Consider the following 14,802-nt stretch of genomic DNA (forward strand, 5'->3'; position numbering starts at 1 on the left):
TTACCGGCCCCCCAAAAACTCTTTCGTAATACGAATTATTTTTATTGTCACCATTATGACACAGGCAGGGATTTCTGTATAGGGCATATATTGATTAATCCGGAAGTTCAGACATCTGCAACTGTCGGCAGGTCCGCATGCAATTAATCCAAAGAACCGGAACCCCTTTCAGGATTCCGGCAGTATTCCTTCTTCTGTTTTTACTTTGCTTCCCGCCACCGAGAGCCCCGTAACGCCGAGGAGCATAATTGCGCCTCCGACCATTTGCCATATGCCTAATACACTGCCAAACCAGAGGACGGATATAATCATTGCCGTCAACGGTTCAAAGCTCGAGAGGATGCTCGTTTCTACCGGCGATATGTATTTCATGCTGCCAAGGAATAGAAGGAATGCAACCGTTCCGACGATGATTATGAGCAACAGCATCGCAGACAGCTTCACGTCGGCAAGCGAGCCGATTTCCTTGCCGAACCTCAAGGCATTTAAAAGAAGAAGCGTGAGTCCTCCGATGAGCATCCCCCACCCTACGGAGAGGAGGACACCCCATTCATTCATGAGCCGAACTGGATAAAGTGTGTAAAATGCGAATGTGAATCCGACAGCGAGGCCGAAGAAGAGCCCCACCCTCGTTAACGCGAAGTCGGTGAGCGTCCCATTCGTCAGAAGCAAGAATAGACCTGCCATTGTGACCGCCATTCCTACCACTTGGGATGCTGGCGGGCGCTCCTTTTGCCTGATTGAAACGAAAAGGATGATATAGATCGGTGCCAGGAATTGAAATAGCGTCGCAACGACCGCATTGCTCGTGTTTATGGAGCCCGCAAATGTAAACTGAACGCCGAGCATTCCGACAATGCCGAAAATAGCCATTTGCCGCAGCCATACTTTATGGCGAAGAGGGCGTGTAATTTGCACGCCTTTCATTTTCAAAACTAGAAGGAGTCCCAACCCTGCAAGCACCAGACGTACGATTAGCATGAAGGAGACGGACATTTTTCCTGTGTTCAGAATCCATTCCATCATCGGCCCCGTCGCACCCCAAAGCATAGCCCCGATGATAATCATGATAATTCCTTTTGCTCTTTCCATACCATTCCACCGCCTTTTATAGTTGTTTAGTAACATCATAGATTCGCCCAATCCACCATAAAAGATGTACTGTAAATTCACTGAACTTCCTATATAATAAAATAGATACAACATCCGAAAGGGGACAAAAAGATGAAATCGGCAAACCTAGCGACTAGAACAGAGCTGCCGCTTGTCATGGACAGTCTCGTAGAGTTCTTAATGGTGACCCGTACGGATGGTGAAGGCTTGATCACTTATACGAATCATAACTTCCTAGCTTCAAGCAATTGGACACCAAAAAGAATTCTCGGAAAGTCCTTTTGGCAAATGTTTTCCGAAGATGAACATAGCCAAGCGCAGGCACATGCAATCTGGAACCGGGTGACGAACGGGAAACCCTGGTTCGGCAGAGTCGAAAAGCTTACGCGGCACGGCGAACCCTATTACGTGCAAATGATGGCAGTTCCCGTCCTTGACGACGAGGAAACACTTACGTCATGCACGTTTTTGGAACTCGATATAACAGAAGAGGTAGAGCTGAAGGAGAAACTCCAGCAAATCGCCTTCATCGACTTTGAAACGGGTTTGATGAGCCGGCATAAATTGGAGACGTTGGTCAATGAATATATTGAAGAGGACCGGCACTTTTCGTTCGTCTACATAGCAATCGATCACTATTATACACTGAAAGATCTTCAGTCGTATGATTCGGAATCGGTTTTAATCCAAGAATTCACAAACCGGCTGAAACGGTTTTTCCAAGGAGATCCAATCGCAAGGGTCGGTATAAGCCAATTTGTCGTTTTAACATCCTTCGGGGATTGGTTCGTCCAAGGATTCCTGGAGTTCTTGAAGGAGCAGCCGATCTATGTTAAAAACCACTCATTGCCGTTATCGGTAAGCGGCGGAATTGTGCGCTTTCCGGAGGATCAGTCCTCCTATTCACATCTGTACAAAGCGGCATTGGCAGCAACAAAGGCCATTACCGAGCAAGGCGGCGGACGCATTTCCTCCTTATCCGCGGAGTCTCATAAGGAGTTGAACCGCCGCTCCCTCATCGACAAGAAGATGCTAACAGCGCTTGACCACAACAGCTTGCAGGTCGTCTATCAGCCGCAATTGGATATTGCGACAGGCAAGGTTCTCGTGTACGAAGCGCTTGTCCGCTGGAATGACCCTGAAATCGGTCATATCCAACCGGATGAACTCATACCGATCGCTGAGGAGAACGGTTTGATTCATGCCATTGGGGCCTACGTTCTTGAGGAAGCTGCATCGCTCGCAGTGAAGTTGATGGCCGATCGTCCGGATATCCGTATTTCAGTCAATTCATCCGTGCGGGAGTTCGGCGACTCTTCACAAATGAAGGAAAAGCTGACAGGCATTCTGGAGAAGACGAAGTGTCCGGCGGATAAGCTTGAGCTCGAGATTACGGAGAAATTCGCTTTCCAAGCTGAGCAAGAACACGCAATCATCCAACAAATGAAAGCGTTTGAAGAGACGGGCATCCGCTTCACTCTTGATGATTTCGGAACGGGATATGCCTCTTTCCGATATATGCAGCAGTTGCCGATTTCCAAAGTGAAAATCGACAAAGTGTTCATCAATTCCCTGTTGACGATGCCTAAAACTCGTCAGCTCGTCGAAGGGATGATCCAATTCAGCAAATCGATGGGCTTGTATGTTATTGCAGAAGGCGTAGAAACTGAGGAGCAGTTCGAAGCATTGAAGGAAATGGGCGTCAATGCGGTACAGGGATATCATATCGGAGGTCCTGTAAAATGGTCTGAGCTTTCATAAGGAACGGAGCCGCTGGGGTGCGGCTCCGTTTTTGTGCGAATAATTGAGCGTTTAATCAAATAATTAAGCCCTTGTATGATTAATTAAGCCCTTGATGAAAAAAAGGAGCCCTTTTTAAATTAATTGAGCTTTTAGCGGATTAATTGAGCCCTTGCGCGATTAATAGCGCCTATGATTTATAATTGAGCCCTTGCAGTTTTCAAATAAAGAGGGAGCGCATGCGCTCCCTCCCCCTTCTTCCATCACTTCATCTTCAACGTGCTGATTTCCTTAAACGAGTCGAGCTGATAGCTTTTGACTTCGTCCATCGACAGTGTAAATACGCTGTCGCCGCTGTACAGCAGACGTTGAATCTGTTTCTCCCATTCTTCGTATTGTTCTCCAGACGCTTTCATTTGAACCAAATCGCCCTTCAATACGATTCCGCTTTCCGGTGTAATTTCATAAACGAGAGCTCCGGAACCTTTATAGTCCACTTCGAACTCCTTCGCTCCTTCTTCATAAATGCTGACCGGGAAACCGAACAGGTTTTTCTTTTTATGCTGGAACAGCGCTTTATGGTCGTATTGAAGTGGCGAGTATGTGCCCCGGCCTCCAATGATTTCCGTATCTTTCTCTTTCGGATTATGGAAATCGGTTACGTCAAATAGTGAGATTTTCATTCCTTTGGTCAGGATCAACGGTTCGCCTCCCGACGGATTTTTCTGTGCGACTGTGTCATATCCGAAACCGATCATATGATTTTCATCCAACGGGTGCAAATAATTTGAGAATCCCGGTATTTTCAACTCGCCCAACACTTTCGGCTTCTCCGGATCCGCAACATCGATGACGAACAGCGGGTCAGTTTCCCTGAACGTCACCATATACGCCTTATCCCCCATGAACCGCGCTGAATAGATGCGTTCCCCTTTCGCAAGGCCTTTCACCGATCCGGTCATTTCCATCTTTTCATCCAAAATATACAGATGGTTTTTTGACGGGTTTTTCTCGTCCCACATATTCCCTTCCGTCATGACAACACGGAAATTCCCTTTGTATTCATCCATTGAGAATTGGTTCAAAATCGTTCCGTTCAACTCGGCAGATTGATAAAAATCAACGTCCGTCCCGTCGAGCTTGAATTTGAAGATCTCGGTATCGGCTTTGCCCGGATTCCAGATCATGGTTTCAGCCCCACGGGAATTCGTGCTCGTTTCATATTTCAATGCCGTTAAGTAAAGATGATCTTTCGTCATATACATCTGGTCGCTGCTGCCGAGGAATCCTTTCGTTTTAAGCTCTCCCGTTTTCGGCGTCGTCAAGTCGATTGCAGCGATGACGGAATAGGAAGGATCCACCGCTCCAGGCAAAATGGAGATGTCCTTGAATTCCATGAATTTCTCTTCTTTTTCATTCGAATCAAAAATGCGCGGACGCAGTGCGTCTCCTTCGATTTCTTCCATCGCCCAGAAATTCGGGAACACATTTGTCACGAGATAAAGCATGCCTTCCGTCTTTCGGGCACTCTTCAAATAGCCTTCCACTCCGATTTCACGAATGAACACCGGTTTATCCGGCTTTTCAATATTGTACAAACGGACAGTCGTCATGCTGTTCATCGGCATCATTTTATCCATTGCATTTGATTTATCCATAGTGTCTGTTCTATCCGGATAACGCTGCATTTTCTCTCCGAGCACAATGAGCAAGTCATCATGTAAAAATAGCTGTGACGGGTAATAGTCGTCATCCGGTTTGATTTCAGCTGCAACTGTCATTTTTTGGGAGTTTCGGATATCGATGATTTTCACGGATGTGCCTGCGAAAATGGAATAGACATATTCGCCGTCCGTTTTCACCATATCCGATTCATCGACGCCTTCCACTTGGATATTCGTCGATGAATGATCACCTCCGCCTACCGCATTCGATGACTCCGCACTATCCATGGAGGCTTTTTCCGAAGATTCTTCAACCGCATCGTACCTCACCGATACGGACTGCATATCCTTCGCCCTTTCAAAATATGCTTTCAAATCTTCCTTAGAGTTGATCGAATCGATAGCGACATACGCGGAAACATCCGCCTTCTTCGTGAACATCGCGATCCCCGCAACGACCATGAACAAAATCATCGCCATAATCAACCATATTGTCGGTTTCCTCATTTTCATCACCTTTCCTTATCTGCTTCTTTACTAAGTAGACTTGTTGGAGTCAGTTACGTTTCATATTTCGGAAAAAACATTTTTATGGATCATTTTGAATATGGTAGTCTAATAGGGTGGGTAAAATAACATAGGGGGTATGGGAATGAAAACACTTACAAGATGGTCGAATAGGATCATGGAAAGGTACTTGCCAGATCCATACATATTCGTTGCCATTCTGACACTGGTCGTGTTTTTACTTGGCGTCGGCTTGACGGATTCGGGTCCGCTCGAAATGACCGTTCACTGGGGCAATGGTTTCTGGGGGCTTCTCGCATTCACGATGCAGATGGTCATCGTATTAGTTGCGGGACATGTATTGGCAAGCAGTCCTTTTTTCAAGAAGGTATTGAGTTCATTGGCAGGACTGGCGAAGTCGCCAGGTACAGCGATTCTGCTTGTGACCGTTGTATCTCTCATCGCTTGTTGGATCAACTGGGGATTCGGTCTCGTCATCGGGGCTTTGTTCGCTAAGGAAATCGCCAAAAAAGTGACGACTGTCGACTACCGGCTATTGATTGCAAGCGCTTACTCTGGTTTCATCATCTGGCATGGAGGGCTTGGCGGATCGATTCCATTATCCATCGCGACGGAGGATCATCCGTACGCAAACATGATGGGTGTCGTCCCAACGTCCGAAACGATTTTTTCAACGTATAACCTATTCATTATCGCAGTTCTCTTCATAACTTTACCGTTGTTAAACCGTTTCATGATGCCAAAACCGGAGGAAACGGTCAGCGTCGATCCGAAACTGCTTGAAGATGAAATCGAAGTGGAAGAGGCTGAGGAAAAAACGCCTGCTGCGCGGCTTGAAAACAGCGTAATCCTTTCCATGCTGATCGGTGCGCTGGGCGTCGTCTATCTTGTACAGCATTTTGTCACTAAAGGATTCGACTTGAACCTGAATATCGTCAACCTGATCTTCTTTATTCTCGGCATCATTTTCCACGGCACGCCGAAGCGTTTTCTCGCAGCAGTTGCAAATGCAGTGAAGACGTCAGGCGGAATTATCATCCAGTTCCCGTTTTACGCAGGGATCATGGGCATGATGGTGGATTCAGAACTGGCGAAAGTCATGTCACAATGGTTTGTCAGCATTTCCACCGAAGCGACCTTCCCGCTTTTCACGTTTTACGCGGCGGGACTTGTTAACTTTTTCGTACCGTCAGGCGGAGGGCAATGGGCAGTACAAGCACCAGTCATGCTCGATGCGGCTCAAACGCTCGGCGTCAGCTACTCGAAGACTGCGATGGCCATCGCTTGGGGCGATGCATGGACGAATATGATCCAGCCGTTCTGGGCATTGCCGGCGCTCGCAATTGCAGGCTTGCGCGCGAAGGACATTATGGGCTATTGCGTATTTGTCTTGTTGTTGAGTGGGATTGTCGTAAGTGTAGGACTGTATTTATTTTAATCAATCAAAAAGCTGGGAGAGCCATTCTCCCAGCTTTTTTCTGCATTATTTCGATTTGAATCTGGCCGTTTTATCCCAGCCGATCATTTGGCGGTTTTTCTTCGCCTTTAGATAGAGAATCGAACTGCGGATAAATAAATAGGTAAAGAGCTGGGCATAAGTGAAATACATGATGACGCTAATAAATACATTTATCGGCGTAAATGTCCGTTGTGTCGCTTGGGCGGCAAAAAGTTGCGCCGTGTAGATGATATAGGATAAATACCAGATGAACAGCAACGGATAGCTATATTGCACGGTGAAAATATCGAGAATGCCAAGGATGAACCATACATATGACACGATGAGAAAAAGCCAAAAGATGACGTAAACAGCCAACTGTTGCACGGAGTGGACCAGCAGCTTCCCACGGAAATAGCCGGACTCCGTCAAAATCTTCTCGACGATATACAAATTCCCCTGGAGCCAGCGCGTTCGCTGCTTTACATAAACGGAAAGCGTTTCCGGCTCCTGCTCCCAAGTGATGGAATCAGGAACAATCGGCAAATAATACCCCTTTTGGGTGATGCGCAACGTCAATTCCGCATCTTCCGCAATTGCATACGGATCATAGCCGCCCAGTTCGTCAATGACGGACCGTTTGACGAGCATATTTGTACCTGTCAAAGAACCCGTTTTGAACAATTGCCATCTACCCGATTGCATGAGCAGCTGGAATACTTGGAACTCAATGGAGATCATGCGGGTCAGCCAATTCGTAGATTCATTCATCGTGCGCACATACCCTACCGCCCCTGCCGACTCCTCGTTCTGCTCGGCCGTTGCAACGAGTTTGATCAGCGCATCGGGCTCAGGTTGATTATCCGCATCATAGACGCAATAATATTTATTCGTAGAAATGCTTAAACCATAGTTCAACACCCGTGATTTGCCCCGCGGTTCGCCGGCAGGAACTCTTATATGATGCACATTTTTATACGTGTCATCAAAGGCTTGGGCGATTTCTGCCGTTTCATCTTTCGAGTTGTCGTTCAATATATAGATTTGCAGATCCCCCGGATATTTTATGCCTACCATCGCTTCTATTGTATCTTTAATGACAACCCCTTCATTATGGGCCGGAATGAGAATATCGACTCCGGGATAGGATTCAAGTGATGGAGTGGGCGTTTTCTCCATTTTGAGGCGATTATAGAGACCCGCCACGAGCAATAAGGAATAATAGGCCAAGAGCAGCAGGAATAAGGCAGTCGTAAACAATAGTACATAGAGGATATTATAGAGTGCGCCTATAATAATCGCTGCTATGAACAGGAAGAACGTCAGAAATAAGAGGACGGTGCGGCGCTTCATGTGAGCACCCCTTCAGGCAGAGCCGTCTGCCCCTCTATCTGAGTTGCCGACCACTTCATTTTCTCCAGCACATTTTCATGAAACGTCTCCTTCAGTCTCTCTTCGATTCGTCCTTTTACAATAGCCATTCCTTCAGCATCCGTGTTTTGCAGGAGAATCGTCAGCTTGAATTCACCCGTTTTCCCTACAATGTCAAAGTGCATTCTACTTTCCGTATGTAAAATGCTTCCCGCCGTCAATAACGCGGTTCGTTTTGTCATCCTCGGCAATTCAGATAAATCGATTTGTACGAAATAGCCGGTCTCCTTCCGCCTCGCCATTGTCGCTAATATGAAAGATGCCTGTTTTTCGAATTCCAGCCGAGGCAAAACACCTTCTTCTGAAATGAAACCTTCCAAATGCAAAATCCGCTCCTTCAGAAAATAATTTTCACTACGAAACTCGTAAACATATTTGGATAAACTATAGAGCGCAAACAGATGGACGAGCAACAGAAAATGCAGTCCCATAGCTAATCCCTGAGTAAGCGGACTCCAGTTATCGCGGAACGCAACGACGAGGAGGGCAAATACAGTCCCTACCGTTAAAACGACGTAAAATAGAAAGGCTAGACGATCAGATCCTATGAAAAATAAAAGTGCAATTACCGCGAAAACGGAATAAGCCGCAATCGGAATCTCATTATACGTACCCATAATGAGAACAACGAGTGAACTGAGCCAAACAATTGACACGACAGGCATTTTCATTTGCCCCCAACTTGTGGTTCTTTGCATGAACACACACCCCCTATTTACTAATTCCCTTTTGCTTTTAATTAAGGCTATGTTAAATAATAATGTTGATAACTCCTCTTTGATAAAGAAAAGGACCTAAACAGGTCCTTTTGGTTTGGAATATCATTTATTAATTAACGCACCCCTTAGTTGAAGAACATCGTACATTAGTTTTCCGTTTCTTTTTCGTCTCTCTCTTTAATATATCTTTCGTATGCATCTTTCACCTTGTCATTACTATTAGGTGGTACTACTTGCTTATGAACTTCACTAATTAAAATAAATGACCTAAAGATGACTCCAACAATAATTGCACAAAAGATGTAAAGTCCAATAGGACCGAGGAATGCCAAGATGCCTAAAAGCCCAGCTAATAGAATGGATAACAATAACTTCACAAAAATCCCCCTTAATCTGACTACCTGTACTGTATTCCACTTAAAGACCCGATTGTTGACCATAAATTAAGAAACACTCTTCAACTAAACTGCCACGTTAGTTGACAACAACAGCCCTAATATTGATACGTTCTGAGCGAGTTGTAAGTTTCATTAATTGGAAATAAACAACTCTCTACTATCATTTTGCTTATGGAACCACCATCACTTCTGTGCTTCACAATTTCGAGGAATTGAAACCAACTTAAATAATGGTCGAGGTATTTTGTCGCCACGCCATTGAATCGTAGTATCCAGCTCTTTAATCGACCGTGATAGCTATTCACGTTTTGGATATGGTAGATGCCCTTTACTCGCTCAATTCCATCTGATTTGAAGCGGTAATGCTCCATACTTTTGCTTTTTGCATAGGTAGAAAAAGCTCTCCAAGCATCAGTGCAGAGCGTATTGTCTGATGATAACTTTGAGCCTATGGCTTTCTCTAACTGAGTCTTAGCAATACGTCCTCTTCCAAGAACACCTGAATAAGTGGTTTTTTGTCGGTCTCTTGCAACGAGTACACAAACCTGCTCGTGACTGATGCCACGGAACCTTGATGAACCACCACGTTTCCGTGGTTTACGGTCCTGAATATTTCGCTTTCCCTTTTCGGAGTAAAGGAAATATGTCTCATCCATTTCCACGATACCTGAAAATGCATTAAAGTCCATTTGCTCTAGGGCAGACAAGACTTTGTGCCTCCAGTAAAACAAGGTAACATAATGAATGCCACCGATAAGTTCTGCCGATTTACGAAGAGAAAAGCCCTCCAACATACATTTGATGAATTCTATCCATTTTTCAGGCTTATGGGTGCGATAAAGCGGAGTATTCGTGACATCTGTAAATGTTTTTCTGCAATCTTTACAACGGTATCGTTGGCGTTCGACATCTTTTGTTCCGAGCTTAACTGTATACCTGCCAAACCTGACCACTTGTTTGGAATTACAATGAATACAAGTGTATCCCTCTTTATTTTTACGCTCATTTATTTCTTGGAATATCGGCTGACTCGGATAAAATGACGCAATTGAAGTAATAAAGAATTCTTTTAAACGCTGTTGCTCAACGGGTTTTAACCTTTTGATTTCTGCTATTATCTCGTTTAACGTCATATCTATCCCTCCGAATGGATGTTCTCACTCCTCATTATAGAACATTTAATTCCATTTTAATCAAAATCAACAAAGATATTTAACATAGCCTTAATTAAAAACCGCGAAAGTTTTGGACGTTTATTGATTTCCTGACAGGGAATACCCATTGTAAAGGATTTCTTGAAGGAGGAACATAATTATGGAAAATAAATACGAAAAAAAAGATGAACAAGTGACACCCCAAACACAAAATCAGCAGCCTGGAATCGAAGCAGAGATGGAACCGCTTCCTATCTACGATGATGAAAATTATAAAGGCTCTGGCAAGCTGAAAGGGAAAAATGCTTTAATTACCGGCGGAGACAGCGGAATCGGGCGGGCAGTCGCAGTTGCGTTCGCGAAAGAAGGAGCGAATGTGGCAATCGCCTATTTGGATGAGGCAGAAGATGTCGATGCGAATAAAACCGTCGAGCTCATTAACCAATATGGTGGCAAAGCGAAGAAAATTCGTGTCGATATTAGTGAAGAGGAAAATTGCGAGCAGCTCATCAACGATGTCATTCAGGAATTCGGCAGCTTGAATATTCTCGTCAACAATGCCGGAAAGCAGTTTCCGCAGGACGACATCTCCCAAATTTCCGGCGATCAGCTCCGCGAAACGTTCGACACCAATTTCTTCGGCCTGTTTTACTTATCAAAAGCAGCGCTGGCTCATATGAAGGAAGGCGACTCCATCATCAACACTTCTTCCGTCACGGCCTATAACGGCTCGCCGGGGTTGCTCGATTATTCAGCGACAAAAGGCGCCATCACGTCATTCACACGCTCCCTCGCCTTGAACTTGGCTGAAAAAGGAATCCGCGTCAACGCCGTAGCACCCGGCCCAATTTGGACGCCATTGATCCCGGCGACATTCGATGCGCAAAAAGTCGAGCAGCATGGAGCGGACACACCTTTGAAACGCCGCGGGCAGCCGGCTGAAAATGCACCTGCCTATGTTTTCCTTGCATCGAGCGATTCCAGCTATATGACGGGGCAGACAATCCATGTCGATGGCGGCGATTATGTAGGTTCTTGATCTTTTAGGGCGTTGCTCTTTGGGCGCGGAATGCTGTTCTTCTGGCGCGGAACGCTGTTCTTTGGGCGCGGAACGCTGTTCTTTGGGCGCTGAATGCTGCTCTTTGGGCGCGGAACGCCGCTCTTTGGGCGCGGAATGCTGCTCTTTGGGCGCGGAACGCTGCTCTTTGGGCGCGGAACGCTGCTCTTTGGGCGCGGAATGCTGTTCTTTGGGCGCGGAACGCTGCTCTTTGGGCGCGGAATGCTGTTCTTTGGGCGCGGAACGACGCTCTTTGGGCGCGGCAACCCCCACTCTGGACGCGACCATAGTTCCACTAACTATAAAAAAGCGATTTGCAGACCACAATCTGCAAATCGCTTTTTCTTATGCCTCTACAGTATCTCGTGAATACCGTTTTTTGAAAATCAATGCAAAATAGCCAAACGTAATCGCCAAGCACACGACCAGGAAGCCGATCAGCACGCCATTGCTTGCCCATAAATGCGCGAGGTCTCCAGTGGAGATCGATGCCTTGAACGCTTGGACGGAATACGTCATCGGCAACAACGTGTTGAATAGTTGAAGAGGTGCAGGAATTAATTCCAACGGGAACGTACCTGCACTCGTCGTCAATTGCAAAATCAAGATGATGATTGCTATGAACCGGCCTGGATCACCAAACAGCGACACGAGCATCTGCACAATTGCGATGAATGTGTAGCTCGTAATGATCGCTGTCAAAATGAACAGCGGCAAGCTGACCGTTTCCATTCCAAGCGCTCCTTTGATGATTCCGACGGCAACTAATGCCTGCACGAGTCCGACAATCGCCAAAACGGAAACTTTGCTCGCCATCCAGCCGAATGCGCCTGTCGGTTTGATCGCCGGTTCGACAAGCGGGAAGACGATCGATAACAGCAATGCCCCAACAAATAATCCTAATGAAAGGAAGTAAGGTGCAAATCCAGTACCGTAGTTTGGCACTTCATTGATGCTCTCTTTTTCAACATCAACCGGAGATGCCGCCATTTCATATGTCTTCTCATTCGGATTCACTTCACTTGCAGTCGCATTCGCCTCAGCGAGCTTCTCCTGCAGCGTCAGTGTTCCTTCATCTAACTCTTTCACTCCATCCGACAACTTAGCAGAGCCGTCCGCAAGCTCCTTCGATTTCGTAGCAAGCGTGCCGGTTCCTTCTTTCAACGTACCCGTTCCAGCATTCAGCTCACTCAAGCCGGACGCCAGATCAGATGAACCTTTTTGCGCTTTCGCAACGCCTTCCGATAGTTGACCAAGGCCGGATGCCAATGCCCCGTTCCCTTGCGCAAGAGCGGAAGCCCCCTCCGACAATGCAGAGGACGATCCGTTCAATTTATCCAATCCTGCGAATGCCTGCTTATGGCCTTCGCGCAATTGCCCAGCCGCGCCGTTCAACTGGGCAGCTCCTTCGCTGAGTGCAACCGTTCCTAATGAAAGCTCGGACATGCCGCCTGCTAGTTCAGCACTTCCTTGTTGCAGTTGACCCAACGCCGCCTTCAAACCTGCCTGCTGTTCCTCCGGCAACGAAGCCAATACTGGCGCCAGTTTTTCCGATAAATCACCGATGCCGGCATTCAAATTCTTCGAGCCTTCCGTCAGTTTTTGCGCAGCCCCGTTCAACACAGCTGATTTATCATTAATTGTCCCCACAGCTTTTCCGAACTCGGCTTCCTTTTGCGCAATTTGAGCGTAGCTGTCCCTCAACTTCTGAACACCTGCCGTATAATCAGCAATCCCGCCTTGCAATTTCGCAGCGCCTTCAGCCGCCTGATTCGCCCCCGTATGGAGATCCGCCACACCCGCGGAAAGCGCTCCGATCCCTTTCTTTAAATCCGCAGCACCTTTCGCGGCATCAGCCGTCCCTCTCGCCAAACGGTCCGAGCCATCCTTCAACGTAATCGTGCTTGACGCCAATGTCTCCAAATATCCTTTCAGATCATCCGCGCCTTTTGCAAGTTTGCTTGCGCCGTCATGTAATTTGCCTGCACCGTCCGCTGCCTCGCCGAATCCGTTGCCCATCTCGCTTATAGAGTCAAACAACTGCTCCGCATACGTCGAAGCGACTTTATCATTCACTTCCGCACGGATCCGATCCATTGCAGTCTCCCCGATCTGGGCAGACAAAAAGTTGAAGCCCTCATTCGGCTTGTACACAATCGTCAATTTCTCCGGATTTTCATCAAGCAATGTCGTTGCGTGCTGCGAGAAGTTCTCCGGTATTTCAATCGCGATATAGTAGTCCTGGTTTTTCAGACCTTTCTCCGCGTCCGCCTTGGAAACCTCTTGAATATTGAATTTGTTCCCTTCCATCAACTTGTCGACCAATTCATCGCCTAGTGCAAGCTGTTTTCCTTCAAACTCGGCGCCTTCATCCAAATTGACGATCGCCACCGGCAATTCACTCATATTGGCATATGGATCCCAAAACGCCCATAAGAACATGCCTGCATATAACACCGGAATGAAAAGGATGGCGATCATCGGTACAAGCATTTTTCTTGTACGGAGAAGCTGTTTCCATTCCGCGAATATCATTGATTTTTTCATTTGTCATTCCTCCGTTTATACTGATTGACCAAAAACCTCATCCGGTCAATCGTGAATAAAAAAAGAGTCTCAAGCTAAGAGACTTGTAAAAATGGTGCTGCGTAGTAATCCCGCAATCCGCTCTTCTGACAGCTCTTCGTCTTCATGGGTTTTCCCCCAATCGACGACAAGCGCCATATACGATTTGAACAGAAGGTAGGCAACAAGCTTGCTGTCGCAAGGCTTGAGTTCGCCTTTATCAATCGCCCGCTCAATTTTCGTTTTAATATAAGAGACGATTTCATTTTCAATTTCGGCGAGCACCTCAATGACTGCCGGTGTGCGCAGTTCTTTACCTTCATCGACCAATTTGGCGTATAATTGGTGCGTCTCCCGGAATTTCAGCATTTGCATAAGACGGGCATGGGCGTTCTGCTCAAAAGAAGCACCTTCCACTGTTGCCGCATCTGATGCAACACGCATCTCTTCGACCATCTGCAGGACGATTGCGTTAAACAGTTCTTCTTTGTTCGCGAAAAACGTATAAATCGTCCCTTTGCCGACATTCGCTATTTTAGCGACTTGGTCCATCGTCGTCGCTTTATAGCCGAACAGCGAAAACGACTTGGCGGCCGCCTCTAGGATTTCTTGCCTGCGATCCATTTCTCCACCTCGCTCTATTGACCAGGAAACAATTATGGTCATTCAGTCATTATAATACTCCCTTGTTCAGCAGATTGCAATAAAAAATAGAAGTTATCATAGTTTCACGATAACTTCTGTGCCATCCTTCGCTTTGACATTCACTAACCCAAGTCCCCGATGATTTTTCAACTCAGCAACAATGCCTCTTAATTCCCTTTTATCTATCTGTGGAATTGTAAACACTTTTTCCTTGTCTTCAGATTGCTCTATTATCCATTTGTTAATGAGTTTTTGAAGGCGTTCAGAAGACAAGATCAGTATGCCGATCGACAGAAACACATAAGGGATCGGGACAAATAGCCGCACCTTACCTGATTTCACTTTGACGC

The 14,802-nt window shown here is 46.4% G+C and carries 13 protein-coding genes; 4 read left to right on the forward strand and 9 right to left on the reverse strand.

Annotated elements, in window-relative coordinates; translation table 11 throughout:
- Positions 1–168 precede the first annotated feature (168 nt).
- Positions 169–1,092 (reverse strand): DMT family transporter, encoded by a 924-nt coding sequence (locus M3193_RS08975; RefSeq protein WP_251626605.1) that lies wholly within the window; start codon positions 1,090–1,092, stop codon positions 169–171.
- Positions 1,093–1,224: 132 nt separating this feature from the next.
- Between M3193_RS08975 and M3193_RS08980 the strand changes: the two genes are divergently transcribed.
- Positions 1,225–2,874: a sensor domain-containing protein gene (locus tag M3193_RS08980; protein ID WP_251626609.1), complete on the forward strand. Its 1,650-nt coding sequence runs from the start codon at positions 1,225–1,227 to the stop codon at positions 2,872–2,874.
- A gap of 242 nt (positions 2,875–3,116) precedes the next feature.
- Here M3193_RS08980 and M3193_RS08985 read toward each other — a convergent pair whose 3' ends face one another.
- The gene (locus M3193_RS08985) at positions 3,117–5,030 is read right to left on the reverse strand and encodes a beta-propeller domain-containing protein (RefSeq protein WP_251626622.1); all 1,914 of its coding nucleotides are present in this window, start codon (positions 5,028–5,030) and stop codon (positions 3,117–3,119) included.
- A gap of 139 nt (positions 5,031–5,169) precedes the next feature.
- On the opposite strand from M3193_RS08985, the gene M3193_RS08990 reads away from it, so the two are divergent.
- Positions 5,170–6,483, forward strand: a complete 1,314-nt coding sequence (locus tag M3193_RS08990) for a short-chain fatty acid transporter (RefSeq protein WP_251626624.1) — start codon at positions 5,170–5,172, stop codon at positions 6,481–6,483.
- Positions 6,484–6,528: 45 nt separating this feature from the next.
- On the opposite strand, the gene M3193_RS08995 is transcribed toward M3193_RS08990, so the two are convergent.
- From M3193_RS08995 to M3193_RS09010, 4 genes are all read right to left on the reverse strand, one after another.
- Positions 6,529–7,836: a glycosyltransferase family 2 protein gene (locus M3193_RS08995; RefSeq protein ID WP_251626625.1), complete on the reverse strand. Its 1,308-nt coding sequence runs from the start codon at positions 7,834–7,836 to the stop codon at positions 6,529–6,531.
- Positions 7,833–8,612 (reverse strand): hypothetical protein, encoded by a 780-nt coding sequence (locus M3193_RS09000; RefSeq protein WP_251626627.1) that lies wholly within the window; start codon positions 8,610–8,612, stop codon positions 7,833–7,835. Before M3193_RS09000 ends, M3193_RS08995 begins: the two co-directional genes overlap by 4 nt.
- Before the next feature lie 167 nt (positions 8,613–8,779).
- Positions 8,780–9,010: an ATP-dependent Lon protease gene (locus tag M3193_RS09005; protein WP_251626628.1), complete on the reverse strand. Its 231-nt coding sequence runs from the start codon at positions 9,008–9,010 to the stop codon at positions 8,780–8,782.
- 116 nt (positions 9,011–9,126) lie between these two features.
- Positions 9,127–10,164 (reverse strand): IS1595 family transposase, encoded by a 1,038-nt coding sequence (locus M3193_RS09010; protein WP_251626631.1) that lies wholly within the window; start codon positions 10,162–10,164, stop codon positions 9,127–9,129.
- Positions 10,165–10,345: 181 nt separating this feature from the next.
- Between M3193_RS09010 and M3193_RS09015 the strand changes: the two genes are divergently transcribed.
- Both M3193_RS09015 and M3193_RS09020 read left to right on the forward strand, forming a co-directional pair.
- The gene (locus M3193_RS09015; RefSeq protein WP_251626633.1) at positions 10,346–11,224 is read left to right on the forward strand and encodes an SDR family oxidoreductase; all 879 of its coding nucleotides are present in this window, start codon (positions 10,346–10,348) and stop codon (positions 11,222–11,224) included.
- 19 nt (positions 11,225–11,243) lie between these two features.
- Entirely contained in the window at positions 11,244–11,642 is a 399-nt protein-coding gene (locus M3193_RS09020) for a hypothetical protein (protein WP_251626635.1), read from the forward strand.
- Here the strand turns inward: M3193_RS09020 and M3193_RS09025 are convergent.
- The 3 genes from M3193_RS09025 to M3193_RS09035 all read right to left on the reverse strand — a co-directional run bounded on the left by M3193_RS09025 (position 11,588) and on the right by M3193_RS09035 (position 14,794).
- On the reverse strand, positions 11,588–13,789 hold the full coding sequence (locus tag M3193_RS09025) for a YhgE/Pip domain-containing protein (protein ID WP_251626637.1): 2,202 nt from the start codon (positions 13,787–13,789) through the stop codon (positions 11,588–11,590). The genes M3193_RS09020 and M3193_RS09025 overlap by 55 nt on opposite strands.
- 69 nt (positions 13,790–13,858) lie before the next feature.
- Entirely contained in the window at positions 13,859–14,431 is a 573-nt protein-coding gene (locus M3193_RS09030; RefSeq protein WP_251626639.1) for a TetR/AcrR family transcriptional regulator, read from the reverse strand.
- A 96-nt stretch (positions 14,432–14,527) separates the two neighbouring features.
- Complete coding sequence (locus M3193_RS09035; protein WP_353056378.1) at positions 14,528–14,794, reverse strand: hypothetical protein; 267 nt, start codon at positions 14,792–14,794, stop codon at positions 14,528–14,530.
- Positions 14,795–14,802 lie beyond the last annotated feature (8 nt).

The sequence above is a fragment of the Sporosarcina luteola genome (genome assembly GCF_023715585.1).
GTDB classification, from domain to species: domain Bacteria; phylum Bacillota; class Bacilli; order Bacillales_A; family Planococcaceae; genus Sporosarcina; species Sporosarcina luteola_D.

What these genes read in the sequence shown, in the direction of transcription:
- M3193_RS08975 (WP_251626605.1), bottom strand. Translation starts at nt 1,092, where the DNA reads ATGGAAAGAGCAAAAGGAATTATCATGATTATCATCGGGGCTATGCTT.
- M3193_RS08980 (WP_251626609.1), top strand. Translation starts at nt 1,225, where the DNA reads ATGAAATCGGCAAACCTAGCGACTAGAACAGAGCTGCCGCTTGTCATG.
- M3193_RS08985 (WP_251626622.1), bottom strand. Translation starts at nt 5,030, where the DNA reads ATGAAAATGAGGAAACCGACAATATGGTTGATTATGGCGATGATTTTG.
- M3193_RS08990 (WP_251626624.1), top strand. Translation starts at nt 5,170, where the DNA reads ATGAAAACACTTACAAGATGGTCGAATAGGATCATGGAAAGGTACTTG.
- M3193_RS08995 (WP_251626625.1), bottom strand. Translation starts at nt 7,836, where the DNA reads ATGAAGCGCCGCACCGTCCTCTTATTTCTGACGTTCTTCCTGTTCATA.
- M3193_RS09000 (WP_251626627.1), bottom strand. Translation starts at nt 8,612, where the DNA reads ATGCAAAGAACCACAAGTTGGGGGCAAATGAAAATGCCTGTCGTGTCA.
- M3193_RS09010 (WP_251626631.1), bottom strand. Translation starts at nt 10,164, where the DNA reads ATGACGTTAAACGAGATAATAGCAGAAATCAAAAGGTTAAAACCCGTT.
- M3193_RS09015 (WP_251626633.1), top strand. Translation starts at nt 10,346, where the DNA reads ATGGAAAATAAATACGAAAAAAAAGATGAACAAGTGACACCCCAAACA.
- M3193_RS09025 (WP_251626637.1), bottom strand. Translation starts at nt 13,789, where the DNA reads ATGAAAAAATCAATGATATTCGCGGAATGGAAACAGCTTCTCCGTACA.
- M3193_RS09030 (WP_251626639.1), bottom strand. Translation starts at nt 14,431, where the DNA reads ATGGATCGCAGGCAAGAAATCCTAGAGGCGGCCGCCAAGTCGTTTTCG.